This is a genomic window from Prochlorococcus sp. MIT 1323 (assembly GCF_047304905.1).
Taxonomy (GTDB): Bacteria; Cyanobacteriota; Cyanobacteriia; order PCC-6307; family Cyanobiaceae; genus Prochlorococcus; species Prochlorococcus marinus_D.
Map to the genome: position 1 here is coordinate 264696 of NZ_CP138973.1, position 21380 is coordinate 286075.

Below are 21380 nucleotides of genomic sequence, written 5' to 3' on the forward strand. Positions count from 1 at the left end.
AACAAAACTTGCCTGCTCAATTTAAATCTGAACAGAGATTAGGCATTGAGCAATTGCTGTTCCTCAAACCACATTGAGCAGAGCCGAATTGAAGAGGCCCATAAAAACCAAACCCTCTCTGGTCAGACTTGCGCTGTTCGGCCACGCCTATGGAGCAAGTGAACGCTGAACTTTCAAAATGCCGTATCGAGGGGAGAATAAGAAAGTCAGCAGGAAAAGAACGGTCTGCACCAGCACAATGCAGCCTGCAGTGGAACTATCGCTCCAATAGCTGATGTAGACACCTAGAACACTTGAAAGGGCACTACTGAGGATTGCTAGCAAAGTCATCCGATCAAAGCGGTCTGTGAGTAGATAGGCCGTAGCACCAGGAGTGATTAACATTGCAACCACAAGGATGATGCCTACGGTCTGTAGACCAGCAACGGCAGCAAGTGATAACACTGATAACAGCAAATAATGCAGTAGTCCTGTATTGATGCCGATCGATCGTGCATGGGTTGGATCAAAGCAGAACAACATAAAATCCCTGCGAAGAACCAACAGAATTGCCACCACAATTCCAGAAATCAAAAGTGTTTGCTGGATATCAGCCATTGAGATTCCCAGCACATTGCCAAAAAGAATATGGGTGAGGTCGATGTTGCTTCTGGTTTTGGATACCAGTACCAATCCGAGCGCAAAAAATCCTGTAAAGACAAGGCCAATCACAGTGTCTTCCTTGACCCTTGACTTTTGTTTTACAAAGCCAATCAAAGCCACCGACCCCACGCCAAAGACAAAGGCCCCTATCGAGAACGGCAACCCCAGGGCATAGGCCACAACCACTCCGGGCATCACGGCATGGGAGACCGCATCGCCCATTAACGCCCAGCCCTTGAGGGTCATGTAGCAGGAGAGCAGTCCACATACCCCTCCAACAAGAGCACTCACCACCAAGGCACGCAACATGAACTCATGACTAAGGGGTTCCAATAACCAAGACAGCGTTGTCGCTGTTGCCAGAAGCTCTGTCATTGCTTGAAGTCCTCCGTGGAGGTTGGACCACCGCTCAGGACGTTCGGAACCATGCCGCCGAATGTCATGGCGAGGTTCTCTGGAGTAAAGACCTCTGCCGTTTCGCCATAGGCCAGCACCGTCTTGTTGATGAGTACCACCAGATCGCAGAACTCGCGCACATGACTGAGGTCATGGGTGGAGATCAAGATGGTGTGACCCTCATGACGAAACTGAAGGAACAGCTCCGCCATGAGCTTTTCGGTTCGTACATCAACACCGTTAAATGGCTCATCCAGTAGGAGTACAGAGGCGCGCTGGGCAATTGCGCGGGCCAGGAATGCCCGCTTGCGCTGGCCGCCGGAGAGGGCCCCAATGGGGCGATGTCTCAAGTCGAGGAGCTCCACCCGTTCGAGGGCATGCCAAACCGCCAATCGATCTGATTCCCTAGGGATGCGTAAGAGATTCATCGAGCCATAGCGACCCATCATCACCACTTCCCAGACGCTTATTGGGAACGAGCAGTCGATTTCCTCGCTCTGAGGGACGTAGGCAACAGCCTGATCGCGCTGGGCACGGGGAACTGATAGACCATTGATTTGGATCGTTCCTCGTGATGGTCTTACAAAACCCATCAGGGCCTTGAAAAGGGTTGACTTGCCAGAACCATTCATTCCAACTAGCCCGCAGATGCAGCCAGCCCGCAAATGCAGGCTGGCGTCATAAAGCGCCACGACGCCGTTGTAATCCACGCAAATTTGATCGGCCTCAATGCGCAGGCGATCGCCGAAAGGAATTGAACGACACTGATCCATTATTTTTCGCGATTGACTGGTACCAATTCATCCAGAATCAGATTGACGTTATGTCGTTGAAGATCGAGCAAGGTCGAGGCCGGCCCATCGGCTTGCGAAAGAGAATCAACAAAGAATGTACCGCCAAAGTGAGCGCCGCTAGCCCGTGCGACCTCACGCTGAGCCTTGTCGCTGACAGTGCTTTCGCAGAAGATCGCTGGCACTTCACGCAGCTTGACGGTCTCGATGAGTTTGGCCATACGTTGAGGGGTGACCTCACTCTCGGCATTGACAGGCCAAAGGTAAGCCTCCTCCATGCCGTAATCCTTTGCCAAGTAGGTGAAGGCTCCCTCACAGGTAACCAGTAAACGACGTTTGGCTGGAATCGTTGCCAGAGATGTCCTTAGTTCATCATCAAGTTTTTGGAGCTGGTCTTTGTAGCGACGACCATTAATGGCAAAGGTCTTGGCACCTTCTGGATCAAGCTTGCTAAAGGCTTTCACCAGTTGATCGACGTATTGCATCGCCCGTTGCGGAGACATCCAGGCATGAGGATTGGGCTTGCCTGCGTAGGCATCCCCCTCAATTAACAGTGGCTCCATCCCCTCACTAAGAGTCAGCGTTGAGACCTTGCCAGCAGCGGCAGTGAACTTGCGCGCCCAGAGTTCCAGCCCAAAGCCATTTTCGACAATCAAGTCTGCACCAACAGCTTGGGACAGGTCACTTGGCGTGGGCTGATAACCATGAATTTCAGCGCCCTGCTTGACGATGGAGCGCACCTGTAAACGGTCGCCGGCAACATTGCGTGCCATGTCTGCCAGCACCGTGAAGGTGGTGAGCACAAGAGGTTTGCCTGAGTCTTGGGCCTTGGACTGGCTCGCCATCCTGGTTGGTGGTGTGCAGGCACCTAGAAGTGCAAGGCAGCAGAAGCCAAGTACAAAACGGACGGCTTGACGCCCAGAGATCAATTGAGACACGTGATAGGTCCGTTCGCGCCAAAGGACTCTCAGGGGTTGTTTCATGTTCCCTGAAGCTCCTAAGTATGGAATCTTGCTGAGCCCAAAAAGAGGCTTTTCAAAGAAGTTGCGACTTAGCAACAAAAAACCCCCTCTTGAGAGGGGGTTGTGAGGTTCAGCTGCTGCCAAACCTTGTATTGGGGATGATCAGATCAGCCAATCGCAGGAGCAATCAGAGCCACAGGTGTGGACTCAGCAGCTGCCAGGTCGAGAGGGAAGTTATGAGCATTACGCTCGTGCATCACTTCCATACCGAGGTTGCTGCGGTTGAGCACATCAGCCCAGGTTGGTACAACTCTGCCTTGGGCATCGAGAACCGACTGGTTGAAGTTAAAGCCGTTCAAGTTGAAGGCCATGGTGCTAATACCCAGTGAGGTGATCCAGATGCAGATCACCGGCCAGGCGGCCAGGAAGAAGTGCAGACTGCGGCTGTTATTGAAGCTGGCGTACTGGAAGATCAGACGACCGAAATAACCGTGGGCAGCCACGATGTTGTAGGTCTCTTCCTCTTGGCCGAACTTATAGCCGTAGTTCTGAGACTCGGTTTCGGTGGTTTCACGAATCAACGATGAGGTCACCAGTGAACCGTGCATGGCGGAGAACAAACTGCCGCCAAACATGCCCGCCACACCAATCATGTGGAAGGGATGCATGAGGATGTTGTGCTCTGCCTGGAACACCAACATGAAGTTGAAGGTTCCAGAGATGCCTAAAGGCATGCCATCCGAGAAGGAACCCTGACCAACGGGATAGATCAGGAAAACAGCAAAGGCTGCCGACAGCGGTGCGCTGTAGGCCACACAGATCCAAGGGCGCATGCCCAAGCGGTAGGAGAGTTCCCATTGGCGACCCAACCAGCAACAAATGCCGATCAGGAAGTGGAACACAACAAGCTGGTAAGGACCGCCGTTGTAAAGCCACTCATCAACAGAAGCAGCTTCCCAAATGGGATAAAAGTGCAGGCCGATGGCGTTGCTGGAAGGAACAACAGCACCAGAAATGATGTTATTGCCGTAGAGGAAAGAGCCAGCAACAGGTTCACGGATACCGTCGATATCAACCGGCGGTGCCGCAATAAAGGCAATGGTGAAGCAGATGGCAGCTGCCAACAGCGTGGGAACCATCAGGACACCGAACCAACCCACATAAATGCGGTTATTGGTGGAGGTGACCCAATTGCAGAAGGATTCCCAGCCACTGAGGCGACCACTGCGAATGGTGGTGGTCATTGAGTATGAAGAGGACGTTAACGAGCCTCAACCCATGGTTAGGGAAGACTCGCCAGTATCATATAAAAATTGGGCAGCAAAGCTCACTTGCTGCAAGTGCTTCCCTCACATTGCGACGCAGTGCGCAAGCAAACTTCATGAAGTTTGCTTGCGCAGCCTACGCAGGGTTCGGCGAGGCGCCTGGTTGGCGAGCCAACTCCTTGATCCAGCTGATTCCCTGTTGTGAAAAGCTTGACCAATCGAGACGTTCCTGCTCTGCAGCCTTAGCAACCAGCAGCGGTGCCTGAATCTTTAAGGCTTCCAAATCCGGCTCAGCAACGCCACTGTTCAATGCCAGCCAATCGGCCATTGAGCGTCCAACAACACGGGTTAGGTAAGCAGCGCTGAGCGCCTGAACAGTACCCGCTGCAAGCCAGCTGCTGCCGTCAAGTTTGGCTACGCCCAATAGAGCTTGGCCACTCCACTCCACCACTCCCTGAGCTAGAGCCGCCCCAGCCAACTGGCGAGCTGCCAACTGCAGAACCTCTGGCTTCAAGGAACACTTCCAAATCCCCGCCATTTCTTTAATCATCAAGCCGTTGACCACAGCCACGGCTAGAAGATCCGTTGTGGGTAAAGGAGAGGCAAAAACAGCTCCTGCAACCAACCATTGAGTGCGCTGTTGGAGTCCAAGGAACTTCTGCCTGCGAAGTTGCTCTAACTCGGCTTGCCAATTGCGGTGCAGACTGCCCAACAAGCGCTTACGCGTGATCTCAAGATTTCGCTGAGGGTGCTCTAACAGACGTCTCACCGGTGCAAGGGCTTCTGAAAGATCGTCTTGATTGCCTGTCCAACGAAGCACCTGTCCGCTCAAGCGTTGTGGCAACTGAGCTTGAAGTGCCTGCAGCTGATCGACCCAAGTCGATGAATCTTGCCAAGAGACGATCAGCCAGATGGGTTGATTGGCTGGCACCCTCTCTAACCAAAGAAGGTCTGCTGCCATCAACGGCAAAGGTAAGACATAGAGCAAGACATCCTGTTCTTGTAGAGCTGCGGGCCAGACCCAAGACTCGCCTGTCTGAGAGAGAGGCCGCGCCCAGCTGATGCTCAGTGGAGTGGATCCTGCAATGGCTGTCTGAACATCGGGATGATCCTCAAGAGAACCCTCTCCGGAATTCACAAAAGAAACTTTTTGAGGTTCGGAACGCTGTAGAACGGCATCAAGGGCCTCGCTGCGCTGTTGGCGAAGCGCAACCACATCGTCCTCACCCTCTTCTAGGTCCTCAAACTGATCAAGGACCTCTTTGCAGCGACGGATCCAGCCCTGCACAGAATCTGGTGCATCAAAACGGGCCGGTATTGAGGGCCTTGACAACCACCAGACGCCCGCACCAGCAACCATCAAGCCAAGACCACCGCCAGGCAGATGAATCACATCAGTGAAGACCCACTGACCGAGGACGAAGGATCCTGTGATGAGTGCTACCCGGCTAATTAAGGCAGGGGGGCGAGGCACAAGATTGATCAGTAGGGCTGGAAGCTTCACGGGGCACCACCTGTCGTGCAAGCCTTACCAGCCTACGTGACCTTCTTCGTTCAATTAATGGCTGAGAGAAGACTTTGCGTTCATTTGGCTCCTCAAATGGGGCCATAAAGAAGCGTTTCTCTGATGAAGATCAAAAAAAATTTAATCCCGTCATGAACGCCAGGCATGTCGCGAAAGACGACGATGCGTCACACTTGCGCCTGATTGAAGGCCGTAGGCCATGACTGATTCTTACAGCGATCCGCAACGACAAGAAAGGCATGGTGATGGTGCCCGGGAGAGTGGAAGGGCTGGATTCCGAGGTGGGCGCGGTCCTGGGAACCGTGAAGCCGGCGGATTTCGTATCCGTTTGAGCGACAACGAAATGCGCTCTGCCAGAGCCCTGCAGGAAGCCTTTCAACTGCGCTCCACAGTGGCGGTACTGGGATTTGCCTTGCGCACCCTTGGCCAGATGTTGGAGGACGGCCAATTGGACGAACTGGTGGCCAGTGAGCGTTCCAAGGCCCCAAGTGGTGGCAGACGAAGAGAAGAAGGAGCTCAGCGAACGCGTAGTGATCGCTCTCATAGAGACAGACAACCAATGCATCGAGGGGCTCGACCTGATCCTTTCGCAAGGCCAGCCAAGCCTCAACCATCGGTTCAAGAGCCCGAGAAGGCTCTAGAAAGTGAACAAAACCGAGCTGAAGAACAAACTCAAGAACAGGCCCAGACTGCTGAAAGCGAACAATTGCACTCAGCAGAGCAAGAGAAGGACCAGGCTACTGAAACTCAACAAGTGCAGGCAATAGAGCATGAACCTGACAATGCACCTAGTGAGGGCTGATTAATGCAGCGCCCGCGGGTCCTTTCCGGCGTCCAGCCGACTGGTGCCCTCCATCTGGGCAACTGGTTGGGGGCCATCCGCAACTGGGTAGATCTTCAGAGCAGCCATGACACCTATGTCTGTGTCGTGGATTTACATGCCATTACCGTTCCGCACGATCCAGAACGTTTGGCCGAGGAGTCCCTCTCCACAGCCGCTCTCTACCTGGCCTGTGGGATGGATCCAGATCTCTGCAGCATCTTTGTGCAGAGCCAGGTTTCCGCCCACAGTGAGCTCTGTTGGTTGCTGAACTGTGTTACGCCTCTGAACTGGCTAGAGCGAATGATCCAGTTCAAAGAAAAGTCAGTCAAACAGGGGGACAACGTTTCTGTGGGACTGCTGGACTATCCGGTGTTGATGGCAGCAGACATTCTTCTTTATGACGCTGATTTGGTGCCTGTGGGCGAAGACCAGAAACAACATTTAGAACTCGCCCGTGACATCGCTCAGCAGCGAATCAATGCTCGCTTCGGTAGTGAAGAGAAACCTGTCCTTAAAGTTCCAGATCCCCTGATCATTAAAGAGGGGGCAAGAGTGATGAGCCTTAGCGATGGCCGCAGCAAGATGAGTAAAAGTGACCCCAATGAAGGAAGTCGTATCACACTGCTTGATCCGCCTGAACTGATCACAAAAAAAATCAAGCGGGCCAAGACAGACCCCCAAATGGGCTTGCAATTTGGCAACCCAGACCGCCCAGAGGCTGACAATCTGCTTGGGATTTACGCCATTCTTAGCGGCCGCGGAAGAGACGCAGCTGCCCAAGAATGCGCAGAAATGGGATGGGGAACCTTCAAGCCTCTGCTGGCCGACGCCACGGTGTCAGCCCTTGAGCCGATACAGCATCGCTATCAACAACTCATGGGCGACCGCATTGAACTCATCAGAGTTCTTGACCAAGGCAGGACAAGAGCGGAAGAGACCGCCCAAGCAACCCTTCAACGAGTCCGCCAGGCCCTTGGCTTCCTGATACCCAGCTAATCAATACAGGCCGAAAGAAAAGCTTGGCTAATCATTGGGGATTAGTGATGGTCGAGGCCTCCTTGTGGCACTGAAGTCAGCGAGTTCTAGTCATCAGCAAGGGTCTCGTGAGACGCAGGATCTGTTGTCAATGTCAGCTTCAGGCTTATGCACACTCTGCTGCGTGAGTCAAGGGTATTAGTCACCATCTCGCCAGGCGGGGGAGGTATTGATCAATGTGACAAACCGTTTAGTTGGTTTACGTGCTTCGCTCGTTCCCATTGCAGTTTGGCTTTTCAAGTCAATCGAATCATTCGAATTGGGTCACGGCAACTTCCGCCATGATCAGTCTGAGTGTTCTTATGGGTACTGGCCAGACCTTGCAAGCTGAACGCATTCAGTTACCTAAAGAACATGCTTTTAGGGTGAACGTTGCTTATCAAAGCAATGAAAGCCAAAAGCTGCACTATTTAATAACGCCCGAACGTCGAGCCCTTCTGAACACCATCCGTTATGCAGAAGGCACTTGGAAAGAAGGAAAAGACCTCGGATATCGCACAATGTTTGGAGGGGGTGTCTTTGAGGACCTCTCTCAACACCCCAATCGAGTTGTGGTGAAGTTTTACAGCAGTGCAGCAGCAGGGGCCTATCAATTCATGCCATCAACTTGGATGGCAGTAGCGAAGGAGCTGAACTTACCCAATTTTCAACCACAACATCAAGATCAAGCAGCGTTGCACTTGGTGAGCAAGCGCGGTGCTCTCAAGGAAATAGATTCTCTTGGTTTAACGCACTCCGCGATGGCTCGTCTTGCACCGGAATGGGCTTCGTTTCCTAATTGGGCTGGCAACAGCAGTTATGGACAGCCAGTCAAGAGCCATGCAGAGTTGGCAAAATTTTATTCAGCCAATTTGCGGCAATTGCAGCAGCAGGCCTTAGCAAGCTAAAAGCATTTAACTTCAGAACCAGAAGAAGTTGTGTGCTTCTACTCGAAAGACATCCCTTGATTGCAACCAAATCCTAGCGTTCCCTTTGCGGATCACTCTCTAAAAGAGACATGCAAAAAGGATGACGATTACAACAGAAGCAGACAATCTCGGCAGCTTTCTTGCCACGAGCAAAGCCCATAGCCGATGCCCTCAACCATGACCCTGAGCATTGCGATCAGGCCCTAAGCGATTTGCTCACTTGTTTTGCTGACGGGCCTGCTGGTAGCTGGATTATCAGCAAAGCTCAAATTCCATGACAGACCATTCCCTAAGCAGAAAATGTTAGGCATCAAGCGTCTCTCGGATTGATTACGATCAAAGCCATGTGTGCTGGGGGTCGGCAGGTAATGCCAACATCTTTTGCTCACGACAGCCAAGAACGGCTACAAAAACGCCTAGGCGGCTAGATCGTCAGTATAAAAAACCATTTTGAGATCGTAGGAAATAGCTCTGACGAATCTAAGCAAGCCCCCATTGAAGTCTATGCTGGTATTTTGCTTGTTGGACTTGCCAGAAAATTTGATTCAATGTTCCTTTTTCGTAGAGTCCCTCTACGTTGTTGCTAATGTGCAAAATATTTTAGTCCAGCATTCAGAGGTGCAAGGATTGCTAATGATATAGCTGATAAAATAGAACACTATTGTAACTCATTAAAGAAAACTCCTTGCTATGCCTATTATTACACTTCCAGACGGAAATAAAAAGAAGTTTGATCAACCCGTAACCATTATGGAGGTGGCCGAAAGCCTTGGGCCTGGATTAGCAAAGGCGGCTATCGCCGGCCGAGTCAATGGCGTATTGCTTGATACCTGTATCCCTATCGAGAAAGACTCTGAAGTCAATATCATCACGGCGAAAGACCAAGATGGAATTGAGACTATTCGCCACTCATTCGCTCACTTGATTGGTCATGCCGTAAAGTAATTATATCCCGAAGCAAAAATGGCCATTGGTCCAGTTATTGAAGATGGATTTTATTATGATATTGCCTATGATCAGCCTTTTACTCCTAAAGACTTGGAAGCGATTGAGGCTCGTATGAAAGAGCTGGTTAAGCTTGACTACGACGTTAATGTTGAAATATTTTCAAGGGAAGAGGCTCGTAAGGAATTCGAAAAGCGATGCGCGCCCTACAAGATCGAAATCGTAGATGAAATTCCTGAGAATGAAATTATTAAGCTATATCGATATCAAGAATATACTGATATGTGTAGAGGTTCACATGTGCCTAACACAAGGCATTTGCGCACTTTCAAATTAATGAAAGTATCAGGTGCTTATTGGTGAGGTGATTCAAATAAAACAATGTTGCAGCGCATCTATGGCACGGCCTGGGGAAGTTCCAAAGAGCTAAAAGCTTATCTCAAGCGCCTTGAAGAAGCTGAAAAGCGCGATCATCGCAGGATCGCCAAGCAAATGTCTTTATTTCATACTCAAGAAGAAGCTCCTGGGATGATTTTCTGGCATGCCAAGGGTTGGGCTATTTATCAGGTTTTAGAGCAATATATTCGCGAGACCCTGAGCCTGCATGACTACCAAGAAATCCGAACACCTCAGGTTGTAGACCGCTCCTTATGGGAGAAATCAGGCCATTGGGAGAAGTTCAAAGATGACATGTTTACAACGACATCTGAAAATCGTGAATATGCCATAAAGCCTATGAATTGTCCCTGCCATGTACAGATCTTCAATCAAGGCCTAAAAAGTTACCGTGACCTGCCAATTAGATTGGCAGAGTTTGGTTCATGTTTAAGGAATGAACCATCGGGTTCATTTCATGGTCTCATGCGCGTGCGCAATTTTGTTCAAGACGATGCTCACATCTTTTGTACTGAGCTTCAGGTTCAGGAAGAGGTTTCTAAGTTTATTGATCTAGTCTTTGAGGTTTACAGATCATTTGGGTTTGACTCGGTGCTTATAAAGTTATCAACCAGGCCCGAAAAGCGTGTTGGTAGTGATGAGATCTGGGACAAATCAGAGAAGGCCTTGTCCGATGCATTGGAGGCTAAAGGTCTTGCATGGGACTTATTGCCAGGGGAAGGTGCATTCTACGGGCCTAAAATTGAGTTTTCTTTAAAAGACTGTCTTGGTAGAGTTTGGCAATGTGGAACGATCCAGGTCGACTTCTCGATGCCGGAACGTTTGGGAGCATCTTATGTAGCAGAAGACAGCCAGCGCAGAACACCAGTAATGTTGCATCGAGCAATTCTGGGTTCTTTTGAACGTTTTATCGGAATTCTGATCGAGCACTATGCTGGACGATTGCCTATTTGGCTAGCACCTGTGCAGGTGGTAGTGATGGGGATTACAGACCGTAATGCTCAGGCTTGTCAGGATATTTGCAAGAAGTTATCAGCTCTAGAATATCGAACTGAAGTTGACTTAAGAAATGAAAAAATTGGTTTTAAAGTTCGCGACCATACTCTTCAGCGTGTACCATTTTTAATCATTATTGGTGATAAAGAACAGCAAAGTGGAGAGGTGGCTGTGCGCACTCGAGAGGGCAAGGACTTTGGCAGCATGCCTTTGAAGGGCTTCACATCACTTCTGGATGAAGCAATTGCTCTTAAAGGTAGATCAGGTGTCTCTTGACAAATGTTGTCAATAGTTAGGTGATAATAATAATTGAGGAATACCTCGCTTTGGAGTGAATCTCTCTTTCGTCTGGATGAGAAGCTGAATGGCAAATTGGGCCTGGCTATAGGAGAAGCTGATTGCTTCTCGTTGGTCGTTCTGGCTCTCTCGTTGGAGCAGGCTCTTTCTGCTCTGCGAAGAATCAGAACTTCTTGATGGTCTCCGATGCAAGCACTACTCAACCATCAAAAGAAATGACTGGTCTTGCGAAACGTCAATCAAACCAGTGGGGAATCTCAATCCGTGTTGAGCAGGGCCAAGTCTGGTGGGGACTAATTAGAGCTGGCCAATTAGTCATTGCCAACCGATCTAGGCATGGGAATCACTATCCCTTGAGCTAATCACCAATCTATCCAACGTAAAAGTTGCAGATCTCTCGCTGTCAATGCAGCCTGAGGGAAGCCCTTTGCCTCATTCGTCATCACCATGCCGTCCCCGAGAACCTTTCTGGCAGGTGATTTGGGGGGCACCAAAACCTTGCTTGCGCTCTATAGCTGGGACGAAAAGCAACTCAAGCAACAGCACCGGCGGAGGTATTTATCCAATCAGTGGACTTCGCTTGAACCCATGCTGAGCCACTTCATCGCCCATTTGCCAGGGGATATGGAGCAACCCAATAACGGCTGCATCGCTGTTGCAGGACCGGTTCGCCATGGTGAGGCACGTATCACCAATCTGCCCTGGAGCCTGAAGGAGAAGGACCTTTGCTCAGCCACGGGACTGAAGCATTTGGAACTGATTAATGACTTTGGCGTATTGATCTACGGCCTACCCTTTCTCAACGACGCGCAGCAGGTGGAGCTTCAGCTTCCACAGCAGCATTTTTCTGCACAAGGACCCATTGCAGTTCTGGGGGCAGGTACTGGACTTGGAATGGCCCGTGGCCTGCCCACAAAAGATGGGATGGTGGCGCTGCCCAGTGAAGGCGGACACCGTGAATTTGCTCCTCGCAGTGAATGCGAGTGGCAACTTTGTGAGTGGCTCAAGGCCGATTTGCAACTCGAACGCCTTTCATTGGAACGTGTTGTCAGTGGCACGGGCCTGGGACACGTGGCGCGCTGGCGCCTACAGCAAAGTGACGCAGATGGTCATCCTCTGCGAGATCTGGCCGATGCTTGGCGCCATGGTGCTAATGATCATTGCGACCATTTGGATCTGCCTGCTCTTGCTAGTCAAGCCGCAAGCAAAGGCGATTCAATTCTTCAAGAAGCCTTACAACTCTGGTTAGCTGCTTACGGCTCTGCTGCGGGAGATTTAGCTCTGCAGGAACTCTGTGTCGGAGGCCTCTGGGTGGGTGGGGGTACCGCTGCGAAGCAGCTTCAAGGTCTTCGCTCAAGCACCTTTCTTGAAGCCTTCCGCAACAAGGGGCGCTTCCGTCCGTTTCTAGAGCAATTGCCAGTGATGGCAGTGATCGATCCCGAGGTGGGCCTGTTCAGTGCAGCCTGCAGAGCACACATGCTTGCTGAGCAAGGTGGGACACTGACCTAAGTAGACAAGTAGGGATGGCGCAGCCGAGTATCGGCCAAAGAATTGTGGTTGACGTACCGTCCACCACAGCCAACCTTGGCCCTGGCTTCGACTGCCTTGGTGCTGCCCTTGACCTCAACAACCGTTTTGCCATGCGGCGGATCGAAGGGGATAGCGGACGCTTTGAACTAATTATTGAAGGCAATGAGGGAAGCCACCTACGCGGTGGGCCCAATAACCTGATTTATCGCGCCGCCCAGAGGGTGTGGAAAGCCGCAGGGCTCGAACCTGTGGGACTAGAAGCCAAAGTGAGGCTTGCGGTACCCCCCGCAAGAGGCCTAGGAAGCAGTGCCAGTGCCATCGTGGCAGGGTTGGTCGGAGCCAATGCCTTGGTGGGCGAACCGCTCAGCAAAGAAAAACTGTTGGAACTGGCCATTGATATTGAGGGACATCCCGACAATGTGGTGCCTTCTCTTCTTGGAGGTCTTTGCTTGACTGCCAAGGCAGCCTCGCAACGCTGGCGGGTGGTTCGTTGTGTCTGGATCAATTCCGTGAAAGCCGTTGTAGCAATCCCCTCTATTCGCCTAAGCACGAGCGAGGCAAGGCGCGCCATGCCTAAAGACATCCCGATCAGCGATGCCGTAGAAAACCTTGGTGCCCTTACGCTCCTGCTGCAGGGACTGCGGACAGGAAATGGCGACCTGATCACAGATGGGATGCACGATCGATTGCATGAGCCCTATCGCTGGCCATTAATCAAAGGTGGTTTGGATGTTCGCGATGCGGCTCTGAATTCCGGTGCCTGGGGTTGTGCCATCAGCGGAGCTGGCCCCAGCGTGCTGGCTCTTTGCCCTGAGGATAAAGGGCAAGCAGTCAGTCAGGCAATGGTAAAAGCTTGGGAGGCCGAGGGTGTAGCAAGTAGGGCTCCACTGCTTAGCATTCAGTCAGGAGGAAGCCACTGGCAACCTCAGATTGAGGATGGGTAGATATACTCAAGCGCCCGTCCGGGGCTGATCAGTTCCTTCGCATTCTCTTGCCTGCCATGGACGCCAATTTGCCGCTGACGGCTGCGTCCCAGGCCTCATTTCCCTGGCTTTCCCTGATCGTGTTGCTGCCGGCAATGGGTGCCCTGCTGATGCCTCTGTTGCCAAAGAATGAAACAAGTAACTCCCAGGCACCACGCAATTTTGCACTGGTCTTTCTGCTGGTGGATTTCGTGCTCATGCTGGTTGTATTTAGCCGCATGTTTGATGGTCAGGATGGAGGGCTTCAGCTGGTTGAACGGGTTAGCTGGATTCCCTTCATCGGCCTGGAGTGGTCGCTAGGAGCAGACGGCCTTTCGGCTCCTCTGGTTGTGCTTAGCGGGCTGATCACTCTTCTTGCCGTGGCAGCTAGCTGGAAGGTGCAAAGCAAGACAAGGCTTTATTTCGCCCTGTTGTTGGTTCAGGCTTCTGCCCAGGGGCTGGTTTTCCTCTCTCAAGATTTCCTGCTGTTCTTTCTTGCTTGGGAACTAGAGCTGGTTCCGGTCTACCTGTTAATTGCCATCTGGGGCGGAAGCAGACGTCTATATGCCGCCACCAAATTCATTCTTTACACCGCTCTAGCGTCTTTACTGATTCTGATCAGCGGACTCGCTCTGGCACTTTCGGGTGGTGAGTTCACGCTCAACCTCACTGAGCTGGCGAATCGATCTCCAGAAGGCAGCCTTGGACTGCTCTGTTATCTGGGCTTTCTGGTGGGCTTTGGCGTAAAGCTACCGATGTTTCCTCTCCACACCTGGCTGCCAGATGCCCATGGAGAAGCCAACGCACCAGTGTCGATGCTGCTGGCAGGGGTACTCCTAAAGATGGGTGGCTATGCCCTTTTGCGCTTCAACGTGCAAATGCTGCCTGATGCTCATCTTCAGCTAGCGCCGGCCCTGATCGTGATTGGGATCGTCAACATCATCTACGGAGCATTCAACGCCTTTGCTCAAGACAACGTGAAACGACGAATTGCCTGCAGTTCTGTGAGCCACATGGGCTTCGTTCTGTTGGGTATCGGCGCGATCGATGCTCTCGGGATCAGTGGGGCCATGCTGCAGATGATCAGCCATGGCCTGATTGCAGCAGCCATGTTTTTCGTCACAGGAACGTTCTACGAACGCACGCAGACCCTCTCCATCCCCAATATGGGTGGCCTGGCCAAGGTCTTGCCAATCACCTTCGCTTTTTTCTTGGCCAGCTCCCTGGCTTCCCTCGCCCTGCCAGGAATGAGCGGCTTTGTCAGTGAAATCACCGTCTTCCTCGGCATCATTAGTCAGGAAGGATTCACTTCAATATTCAGGGTTATCACGATCGTGCTGGCGGCGATTGGACTGGTGCTTACCCCCGTCTATTTGCTGTCGATGTGTCGACGGGTCTTTTTTGGCCCCAGGATTCCCGCCCTTGCAATGATCGAAGACATCAACCCCAGAGAGCTGACCATTGGGCTCAGTTTGATTGTGCCCACGTTGGTGATCGGATTTTGGCCTCGAGTCGCCATCGATCTCTATGAGGCTTCAACCAATGCTCTCGCTGATCGACTGATTAGCCATAGCTTGGTAGCCCAAGGTTCCCTGCTACCCCTTGGCTGAATAATGCCTGTTGCTGTGAACGAAATAAAGTCATCAGCCCTCCTCCAGGGTGAAGGAATCCCAAACTTCACTGCCATTACTGCTCAACAAGTTCAGGATCACATGCCTGAACTTCTCTGTGCTCTTAACAAACAATTCAGCCGGCTGGAACAAGACCTAGACAAAGTTTTGGTGTCTGGCAAGAGCATTAATTGGCAACAAGTCATGTCTCCTCTGCATCGGCTGCAAGAGCAATTGCGTTGGAGCTGGGGAGTCGTATCCCATCTCAACGGCGTCTGCAATACCTCCGAATTACGGCAAGCTCACGCTGCACAAGAACCAGAGGTGGTGCGCTTTGGAAACCTTATGGGCCAAAGCCAAACACTTCATCGTGCCCTGCGCCGGCTTAAAGACCAGACCTCAAGGCCATTGCTGGATTCGACTCAACAGCGGATTTTGAACGCGGAATTACTCTCCATGGATCAACGAGGCGTGGGTCTCGATGACGACGCACAGCAGGCTTTTAATACCACCAGTGAACAACTGGCCGAGCTGTCGACCCGCTTCAGCAATCACGTCCTGGATGCAACCCAGGGATGGAGCCTGCTCCTCAATCGATCAGCACAAGTTGAAGGACTGCCGCAGAGGGCCTTGGAGGTTTTGTCCTCAGCAGCCAAGCAAGCCGGAGATCACCGAGAAGACGGTGGAGAACCTACAGCGGAGCAGGGTCCCTGGCGATTAGGTCTAGATATGCCCCGCTACATCCCCTTCATCACCCATGCAAAAGATCGAGGGCTACGTGAAACGCTCTACAAGGCTCATGTGAGTAGAGCGAGTGCAGGTGAGTTAAACAATCAACCATTGATTGAAGAGCTGCTAAGCCTTCGGATTGAGCAAGCTCAAAGGCTTGGCTACAGGAACTGGGCTGAACTCAGCCTGGCCAGCAAAATGGCCGAGGGCGTTGAGGCCGTCGAGCAGTTGCTTGATGAGTTGCGTGCTGCCGCTTTACCCGCAGCCCAAAAGGAGTTAATTGAGCTCGAGGCCTGTGCCAAAAAACATGGAGCTCCAGAGGCCAGCCAGCTCAAACCATGGGATGTGAACTTCTGGGCTGAACGGCTGAGGCAAGAGCGCTTTGACCTTGATCAAGAAGCGCTGCGCCCTTGGTTTCCCCTGCCACAGGTTTTGGAAGGTTTGTTCGGACTTTGTGAACGTCTTTTTGGCATTCGCATTCAAAGTGCCGACGGCGAGGCTCCGATCTGGCATCAAGACGTGCGTTATTTCCGGGTGTTGGATGCCAATGGTTCAGACCTGGCAGCGTTCTACCTCGATCCCTACAGCCGACCAGCCAGCAAGCGAGGGGGGGCATGGATGGACGAATGCCTGACACGCAGCAAAAGCCTCGAGGGCCAATCGATTCTTCCTGTGGCCTATTTGATTTGTAACCAGACTCCACCGCAAGCAGAGACACCAAGTCTGATGAGCTTCGATGAGGTGGAGACTTTGTTCCATGAGTTCGGCCATGGCCTTCAGCACATGCTCACGACCGTTGAGTATCCACAGGCTGCAGGAATCAACAACGTGGAATGGGACGCAGTGGAACTGCCTAGCCAGTTCATGGAGAACTGGTGCCTCGATCGCACCACGTTGATGGGGATGGCACGTCACTGGCGTACTGGCGAACCGCTTCCGGAGGAGGAGTTCGCAAAATTGCGCTCCAGCCGCACCTTTAATGCCGGTTTGGCAACTCTGCGCCAGGTGCATTTCGCTCTCACTGATCTGCGTTTGCATAGTTGCTGGACACCAGATCTCGGCGTGACCCCAGATCAGCTGCGCCGTCAGATTGCTCAGACCACCACGGTGATGCTTCCGATCGCCGAAGATCAATTCCTCTGTAGCTTTGGCCACATCTTCGCCGGTGGTTATTCCGCCGGGTACTACTCCTACAAGTGGGCAGAAGTTCTTAGTGCTGATGCCTTTGCTGCCTTTGAGGAAGCTGGTCTGGAACTTGAAGATCAAGTTCGACTCACTGGCGCTCGCTTTCGCGACACAGTTCTCAGTTTGGGAGGTAGCCATTCCCCAGCAGACGTCTATGAGCAATTCCGCGGGCGACCAGCGACCACTGAGGCATTGATTCGCCATTCCGGCTTAGCCGCAAGCGCTGCGGATCAGTGAGGAGATGGCTGAAGAGATACCGCACTCTCTGAACCCCCTAGCGTTATCACAAAGCTGGGGCCAAGATGAGCATGACGATATCCACACGGCACCACTGATTGCACTTAGGAGGTGCTTGAAACAAGCAGCTTGCGTCGCGGCATAAGCCGAGAACAATTGCTAAGTGAGTTGTTGCGTGATCTTGATCATCGCCGTGTAATCCCCCTGATAGGAATGCTGCCGAGAGGCTGGAAGGATGGCCACGGCCGTTCTTCCTGAACGTCTACGAGGGATTGCAACCCTATTAGAAGATGGTTTGCTAAGCCCTCTGCTGTTGGCAGCGTTAGCTGATGACCTACAGCATCTGCTGCCGATTCGGGAGAACGAACCGCCCAGTGCCCTGGAACTTTGGCGCCAACCCTCAGTTGCCCTAAAGCCAGGACATGGTGTGGGGGTGCCGTGCAATTTAAAGAACTGTCGATTACTAGCCAACCAGCCAATCACTAATGATGCACTTTCTGACCCGAAACAGCTTGCTCCAACCGCTTTAGGGAAAGGCCTCACGGCACTCGGTAGTGGCCTGGTCTGGCACAACGAGGGGTTGGTCATTCTTCAGAACGAGTCTTCTCAACGCATGAATGAGCTCATGGCTCAGGTGCTCAATTGCCTCGCTGCCAATCGTCTACCAGAGGCATTGCATCCCTCGGAACCTTTCTTATTCGAGGGGCTATCCTCAGGACGTCAACTGATTGAGTTGCTGAACCGACAGGGTTGGCACTGTTGCGGACGAATTAGAGCCAGTGTGGCCAGCTTCGGCCTGGGAGCTAGCCAAGCCAATGAAAGCGGGGGATGGTTTCAGGTCACTTTGGCGATGCCATATCGAACGGGTCTAGAGGATGATCGCAACCAGGAGATCCTCAGCTTGTTGCCGCATTGCGGCTTCGAGCTTGAGCTGTAACCACAGGGCAATGATTCTATTTTACTGCAGTATTACCAGGATATAGAAGGTCTGAATGGCTGGGCTGCGATGAACGACCTGCATCGGCCCTGGCAGAACGATCGCCACAATGGAACAGTCGCGTACCCCAGTCAGCCATTAACACAGCAACGCCTCGCCGATGCAATAGAGATCACCGAATTAATCGCAGCGGTGCACAATATGGAGGCAAGCTCGCAAAAGCTACATCTAGGGGGGTATGGAGCCCTGGGCTATTGCATTGATTCAACAGCCCTACTGGAGCAATGCCTTAACGGCTCTACCCATTTATTTCCACTGACCCTGGGAGGAATATGGCGAGAACGACTACGCCGTAGCCTCGACGCCCTTCTTGATCAGGTTTTTTGTATCAACACTTGTGTGGTAGATCGCTGCCGATGGGGCCTTGACACGTTGCCCCAGGATCTGAGCCTGCAAGGCTCTGCACGATTAGAGGTAATGCAGAGGCTTTTAAGCTGTCAACCCAGCCACAGTCCATTTGCTGTTGTGAGGAACCTCAACGGCGAAGTAGATCTCTAAAGCGATGCCAACGCACGTTTTCAGTTATCACTTATAGATAGATCAACCGGAAGCCGAGCGAGCCAATGCCAAGCAGATGATCCACGACCCTCCATCTGTGAAGTTAGCAAGCTTATCGAAAGAACGACTTTGCTCTGGGGGGATTTCATCAAGCTTCTTAGTCACGAGAAATCAAAGTAGATGCTTTTGATCATGATGCATAGAATTGGTTAAGCATCAAGTTCATTTAGGGCTTTAATACCTAAAAGAAGCTACAGGCAATTCAATCAAGGGAATCGTGCTTGCGAAAAGTACACGTGCTAACTAAGCAGGCATGAAGCTTGAACAAGCATAAATCGTCCACTCGAACTGCTTCCTACTTAACAAGCAAGGCTCTTTTGAAAAGACATTGTCTTGCAACATCAGGAAGTAGCAAGACATGATTGAACTGGTCTTACCCAACTGCCATGCATTCAGATCTCAAGCAGAAGCACTGGAGGCCGCAATGGTTTGTCCGTGGAGATGTCGACGGATTCCTAGGACTTGGCCTCGATAACTTGATTCAAGTCCTCTTGATAATTGCCTTATGCCGCAACGTGCTCGGCTATCCGAATGAATTAGTTTTCGGCACAATCCTTCCTGCCACAGGAATAAGCCTGCTGATAGGCAACCTTGCCTACGCGCATCAGGCTCATCAACTTGCCAGCATCGAAAAACGTAGTGATCGGACAGCTCTACCCTACGGAATCAACACCGTGAGCCTGTTTGCTTATGTTTTTTTGGTAATGCTCCCTGTGAAACTCACCGCATTGGGCCAGGGAATGGATGAGGCAAGTGCTGTTCGCCTCTCCTGGCAAGCAGGGATGGTGGCTTGCCTGGGCTCAGGGCTGATCGAAACAGTAGGGGCTTTTACAGCAGGTGTACTGCGTCGCTGGCTGCCTAGGGCTGCATTACTTGCCACTCTCGCCGGCATTGCTCTTGGCTACATCGCCCTTGGCTTTCTGCTGCGTACCTATGCCCAACCTGTAGTGGGGCTGACAGTACTAGCAATTGTTCTGGTCACCTATTACGGACGCTTGCGATTGCCCATTCCTGGTGGCTTGCTTGCTGTTGTTATTGGCGTGGGGCTTGCTTGGAGTACTGGATTAATCGATAGCGACGCTAGCCGTTGGAGTCAGGAAGCAAGTCAGATTGGCTTGCGCCTTCCTCACCTAGAAATCGCCAATCTTTGGCATGCTCGTGGCCAGCTGCTGCCCTGGCTAGGGGTGATTGTGCCAATGGGCCTATTCAACGTGCTGGGATCTCTTCAAAACATCGAAAGCGCAGAGGCGGCAGGTGATCGTTATTGCGTTCGAAGCTCTTTATTGATCGATGGCATCGGCACAATGGCTGCCGCAGGCCTGGGGTCTTGTTTTCCTACAACCATTTATATCGGCCATCCAGCCTGGAAGGAAATGGGGGCTCGCATTGGCTATTCCTGGCTAAATGGCTTGGTAATGGGTAGCGCTTGTCTTCTAGGTGTTTTTGGTTTGGTCGCAGAGTTGGTACCTATTGAGGCAGGCATGGCGATCGTGCTCTATATCGGCATCGTGATTGCTGCTCAAGCCTTTCAAGCCACGCCCAGCACCCATGCACCGGCAGTAGCTCTCGGCCTGCTTCCTGGATTAGCAGGATGGGGTGCATCACTGATCAAGGCTGGTTTGCGCGCAGGAGGAGCCGGAAGCAATTCAGAACCTTTTAATTCAGCTTTATTGGGAAGGCTTCAAGACGCTGATGTATGGGCAAGAGGCGCTTTTGCCCTTGAGCAAGGACAAATTATTACCGCCATGCTGCTAGCGGCAATGTTGGTTTATGTGATCGAACAACGCTTTTTAGCAGCAAGCATTACTTCTTTCCTCGCATCTGCAGCCTCATGGATTGGGATCATCCACGCTTGGCGATTCACCCAGACTGATACTGTTCTGGAGCTTGGCTGGGGCGTTGGTAACTCTTGGGCAACGGGCTATCTACTAATGGCAGTTGTGTTCATGCTCGCCGGTTTGCATCAGCGCAGATTGATTTCTGGTTGACAAAACTGTTTTCAAAATGCATAAGTTAAAGAAATGAGCGTAGGTAATACTACTGGATCCATTCTGCCCGACTGCTGCAGGTTACTCCTCTTCGTTTGTAAAATGGATGCCAAAAAAATATTTACAACGATGACTGATGCCTAGGAGAATGACTCGATCCCAGTGAAAGGGAGGCAGATCTTCTCTGATAATAACCTTGAGAATATTATTGGTGGAGTTATGAGAGAAAGAGTTTTAAATGGAGATGCTTATATTAGGCTTGAGGGGTTGTAAGTATTGGTTTAGAGCCAAGACGTTGATGGCTGAATTTATAGCGCTAAGTAATTACTTGCAAGCTTTAGATAGTCTCAGCACACCGCTTTGGATGAGTGTTTAAATACCAAGACCAAAGTAAGCCTAGCCACCCTGTGATTGTAAATTATTTACTGGTCTCTATGAAATACAACATCATTGATCCCCTAGATCTTATCCTGAAAAATGGTAGGTACTACTTAGTGCGGTAGTGGAATTCTAGAAACATGGATTCGTTTTGCCAATAGAGAGTACACATTGAGCAGTTAACCTGCCCCAGACACCGAAAGAGTTTCACCAGCTACGCCTTGC

Annotated in this window: 17 protein-coding genes and 1 pseudogene; 13 read left to right on the top strand and 5 right to left on the bottom strand. The window is 51.6% G+C overall.

The genetic code is table 11. The features are described 5' to 3' along the window. Window positions 1-147: 147 nt before the first annotated feature. From SIB68_RS01210 to SIB68_RS01230, 5 genes are all read right to left on the bottom strand, one after another. Window positions 148-1017, bottom strand: a complete 870-nt coding sequence (locus tag SIB68_RS01210; RefSeq protein ID WP_063399543.1) for a metal ABC transporter permease — start codon at window positions 1015-1017, stop codon at window positions 148-150. Beyond that, window positions 1014-1811 (bottom strand): metal ABC transporter ATP-binding protein, encoded by a 798-nt coding sequence (locus SIB68_RS01215; protein ID WP_011129796.1) that lies wholly within the window; start codon window positions 1809-1811, stop codon window positions 1014-1016. The genes SIB68_RS01210 and SIB68_RS01215 overlap by 4 nt, the downstream gene beginning before the upstream one ends. Beyond that, window positions 1811-2812 (bottom strand): metal ABC transporter substrate-binding protein, encoded by a 1002-nt coding sequence (locus SIB68_RS01220; protein WP_063399745.1) that lies wholly within the window; start codon window positions 2810-2812, stop codon window positions 1811-1813. Before SIB68_RS01220 ends, SIB68_RS01215 begins: the two co-directional genes overlap by 1 nt. A gap of 146 nt (window positions 2813-2958) precedes the next feature. After that, a complete protein-coding gene (gene psbA / locus SIB68_RS01225; RefSeq protein WP_011129798.1) occupies window positions 2959-4035 on the bottom strand; it encodes a photosystem II q(b) protein in 1077 nt (358 codons plus the stop codon). 157 nt (window positions 4036-4192) lie between these two features. Then, the gene (locus SIB68_RS01230) at window positions 4193-5560 is read right to left on the bottom strand and encodes a YcjF family protein (RefSeq protein ID WP_063399338.1); all 1368 of its coding nucleotides are present in this window, start codon (window positions 5558-5560) and stop codon (window positions 4193-4195) included. Between the two features lie 220 nt (window positions 5561-5780). Between SIB68_RS01230 and SIB68_RS01235 the strand changes: the two genes are divergently transcribed. From SIB68_RS01235 to SIB68_RS01295, 13 genes and pseudogenes are all read left to right on the top strand, one after another. After that, window positions 5781-6383, top strand: a complete 603-nt coding sequence (locus SIB68_RS01235; RefSeq protein WP_063399339.1) for a hypothetical protein — start codon at window positions 5781-5783, stop codon at window positions 6381-6383. Between the two features lie 3 nt (window positions 6384-6386). After that, the gene (gene trpS, locus SIB68_RS01240; RefSeq protein WP_063399340.1) at window positions 6387-7400 is read left to right on the top strand and encodes a tryptophan--tRNA ligase; all 1014 of its coding nucleotides are present in this window, start codon (window positions 6387-6389) and stop codon (window positions 7398-7400) included. 320 nt (window positions 7401-7720) lie between these two features. Next, window positions 7721-8326: a glycoside hydrolase family 104 protein gene (locus tag SIB68_RS01245; RefSeq protein ID WP_052646214.1), complete on the top strand. Its 606-nt coding sequence runs from the start codon at window positions 7721-7723 to the stop codon at window positions 8324-8326. Window positions 8327-8487: 161 nt separating this feature from the next. After that, window positions 8488-8625: a hypothetical protein gene (locus tag SIB68_RS01250; protein WP_196757074.1), complete on the top strand. Its 138-nt coding sequence runs from the start codon at window positions 8488-8490 to the stop codon at window positions 8623-8625. A 412-nt stretch (window positions 8626-9037) separates the two neighbouring features. Continuing rightward, window positions 9038-10960: pseudogene (thrS, locus tag SIB68_RS01255) on the top strand (threonine--tRNA ligase). A gap of 468 nt (window positions 10961-11428) precedes the next feature. Continuing rightward, a complete protein-coding gene (gene glk, locus SIB68_RS01260; RefSeq protein WP_063399342.1) occupies window positions 11429-12490 on the top strand; it encodes a glucokinase in 1062 nt (353 codons plus the stop codon). 14 nt (window positions 12491-12504) lie between these two features. Next, window positions 12505-13455, top strand: coding sequence for a homoserine kinase (gene thrB, locus SIB68_RS01265; protein ID WP_063399343.1), 951 nt, complete (start codon window positions 12505-12507; stop codon window positions 13453-13455). 56 nt (window positions 13456-13511) lie between these two features. After that, entirely contained in the window at window positions 13512-15083 is a 1572-nt protein-coding gene (locus SIB68_RS01270) for an NAD(P)H-quinone oxidoreductase subunit 4 (protein ID WP_063399344.1), read from the top strand. Between the two features lie 3 nt (window positions 15084-15086). Further along, on the top strand, window positions 15087-17234 hold the full coding sequence (locus SIB68_RS01275) for a M3 family metallopeptidase (protein ID WP_063399345.1): 2148 nt from the start codon (window positions 15087-15089) through the stop codon (window positions 17232-17234). A gap of 111 nt (window positions 17235-17345) precedes the next feature. Beyond that, entirely contained in the window at window positions 17346-17492 is a 147-nt protein-coding gene (locus SIB68_RS01280) for a hypothetical protein (RefSeq protein ID WP_236068812.1), read from the top strand. After that, window positions 17470-18171 carry a hypothetical protein gene (locus SIB68_RS01285; protein ID WP_236068814.1) on the top strand — a complete coding sequence of 234 codons (702 nt, stop codon included), beginning with the start codon at window positions 17470-17472 and terminating at the stop codon, window positions 18169-18171. The genes SIB68_RS01280 and SIB68_RS01285 overlap by 23 nt, the downstream gene beginning before the upstream one ends. Before the next feature lie 69 nt (window positions 18172-18240). Further along, on the top strand, window positions 18241-18729 hold the full coding sequence (locus SIB68_RS01290) for a hypothetical protein (RefSeq protein ID WP_236068816.1): 489 nt from the start codon (window positions 18241-18243) through the stop codon (window positions 18727-18729). A gap of 446 nt (window positions 18730-19175) precedes the next feature. Then, on the top strand, window positions 19176-20777 hold the full coding sequence (locus SIB68_RS01295) for a hypothetical protein (protein ID WP_063399346.1): 1602 nt from the start codon (window positions 19176-19178) through the stop codon (window positions 20775-20777). Window positions 20778-21380 lie beyond the last annotated feature (603 nt).

Coding starts and splice junctions, on each gene's coding strand:
- SIB68_RS01295 (WP_063399346.1), top strand. CDS start 19,176: ATGCATTCAGATCTCAAGCAGAAGCACTGGAGGCCGCAATGGTTTGTC.
- SIB68_RS01270 (WP_063399344.1), top strand. CDS start 13,512: ATGGACGCCAATTTGCCGCTGACGGCTGCGTCCCAGGCCTCATTTCCC.
- SIB68_RS01215 (WP_011129796.1), bottom strand. CDS start 1,811: ATGGATCAGTGTCGTTCAATTCCTTTCGGCGATCGCCTGCGCATTGAG.
- thrB (WP_063399343.1), top strand. CDS start 12,505: ATGGCGCAGCCGAGTATCGGCCAAAGAATTGTGGTTGACGTACCGTCC.
- SIB68_RS01290 (WP_236068816.1), top strand. CDS start 18,241: ATGAACGACCTGCATCGGCCCTGGCAGAACGATCGCCACAATGGAACA.
- SIB68_RS01245 (WP_052646214.1), top strand. CDS start 7,721: ATGATCAGTCTGAGTGTTCTTATGGGTACTGGCCAGACCTTGCAAGCT.
- SIB68_RS01235 (WP_063399339.1), top strand. CDS start 5,781: ATGACTGATTCTTACAGCGATCCGCAACGACAAGAAAGGCATGGTGAT.
- SIB68_RS01275 (WP_063399345.1), top strand. CDS start 15,087: ATGCCTGTTGCTGTGAACGAAATAAAGTCATCAGCCCTCCTCCAGGGT.
- psbA (WP_011129798.1), bottom strand. CDS start 4,035: ATGACCACCACCATTCGCAGTGGTCGCCTCAGTGGCTGGGAATCCTTC.
- trpS (WP_063399340.1), top strand. CDS start 6,387: ATGCAGCGCCCGCGGGTCCTTTCCGGCGTCCAGCCGACTGGTGCCCTC.
- glk (WP_063399342.1), top strand. CDS start 11,429: ATGCCGTCCCCGAGAACCTTTCTGGCAGGTGATTTGGGGGGCACCAAA.
- SIB68_RS01285 (WP_236068814.1), top strand. CDS start 17,470: ATGGCCACGGCCGTTCTTCCTGAACGTCTACGAGGGATTGCAACCCTA.
- SIB68_RS01220 (WP_063399745.1), bottom strand. CDS start 2,812: ATGAAACAACCCCTGAGAGTCCTTTGGCGCGAACGGACCTATCACGTG.
- SIB68_RS01210 (WP_063399543.1), bottom strand. CDS start 1,017: ATGACAGAGCTTCTGGCAACAGCGACAACGCTGTCTTGGTTATTGGAA.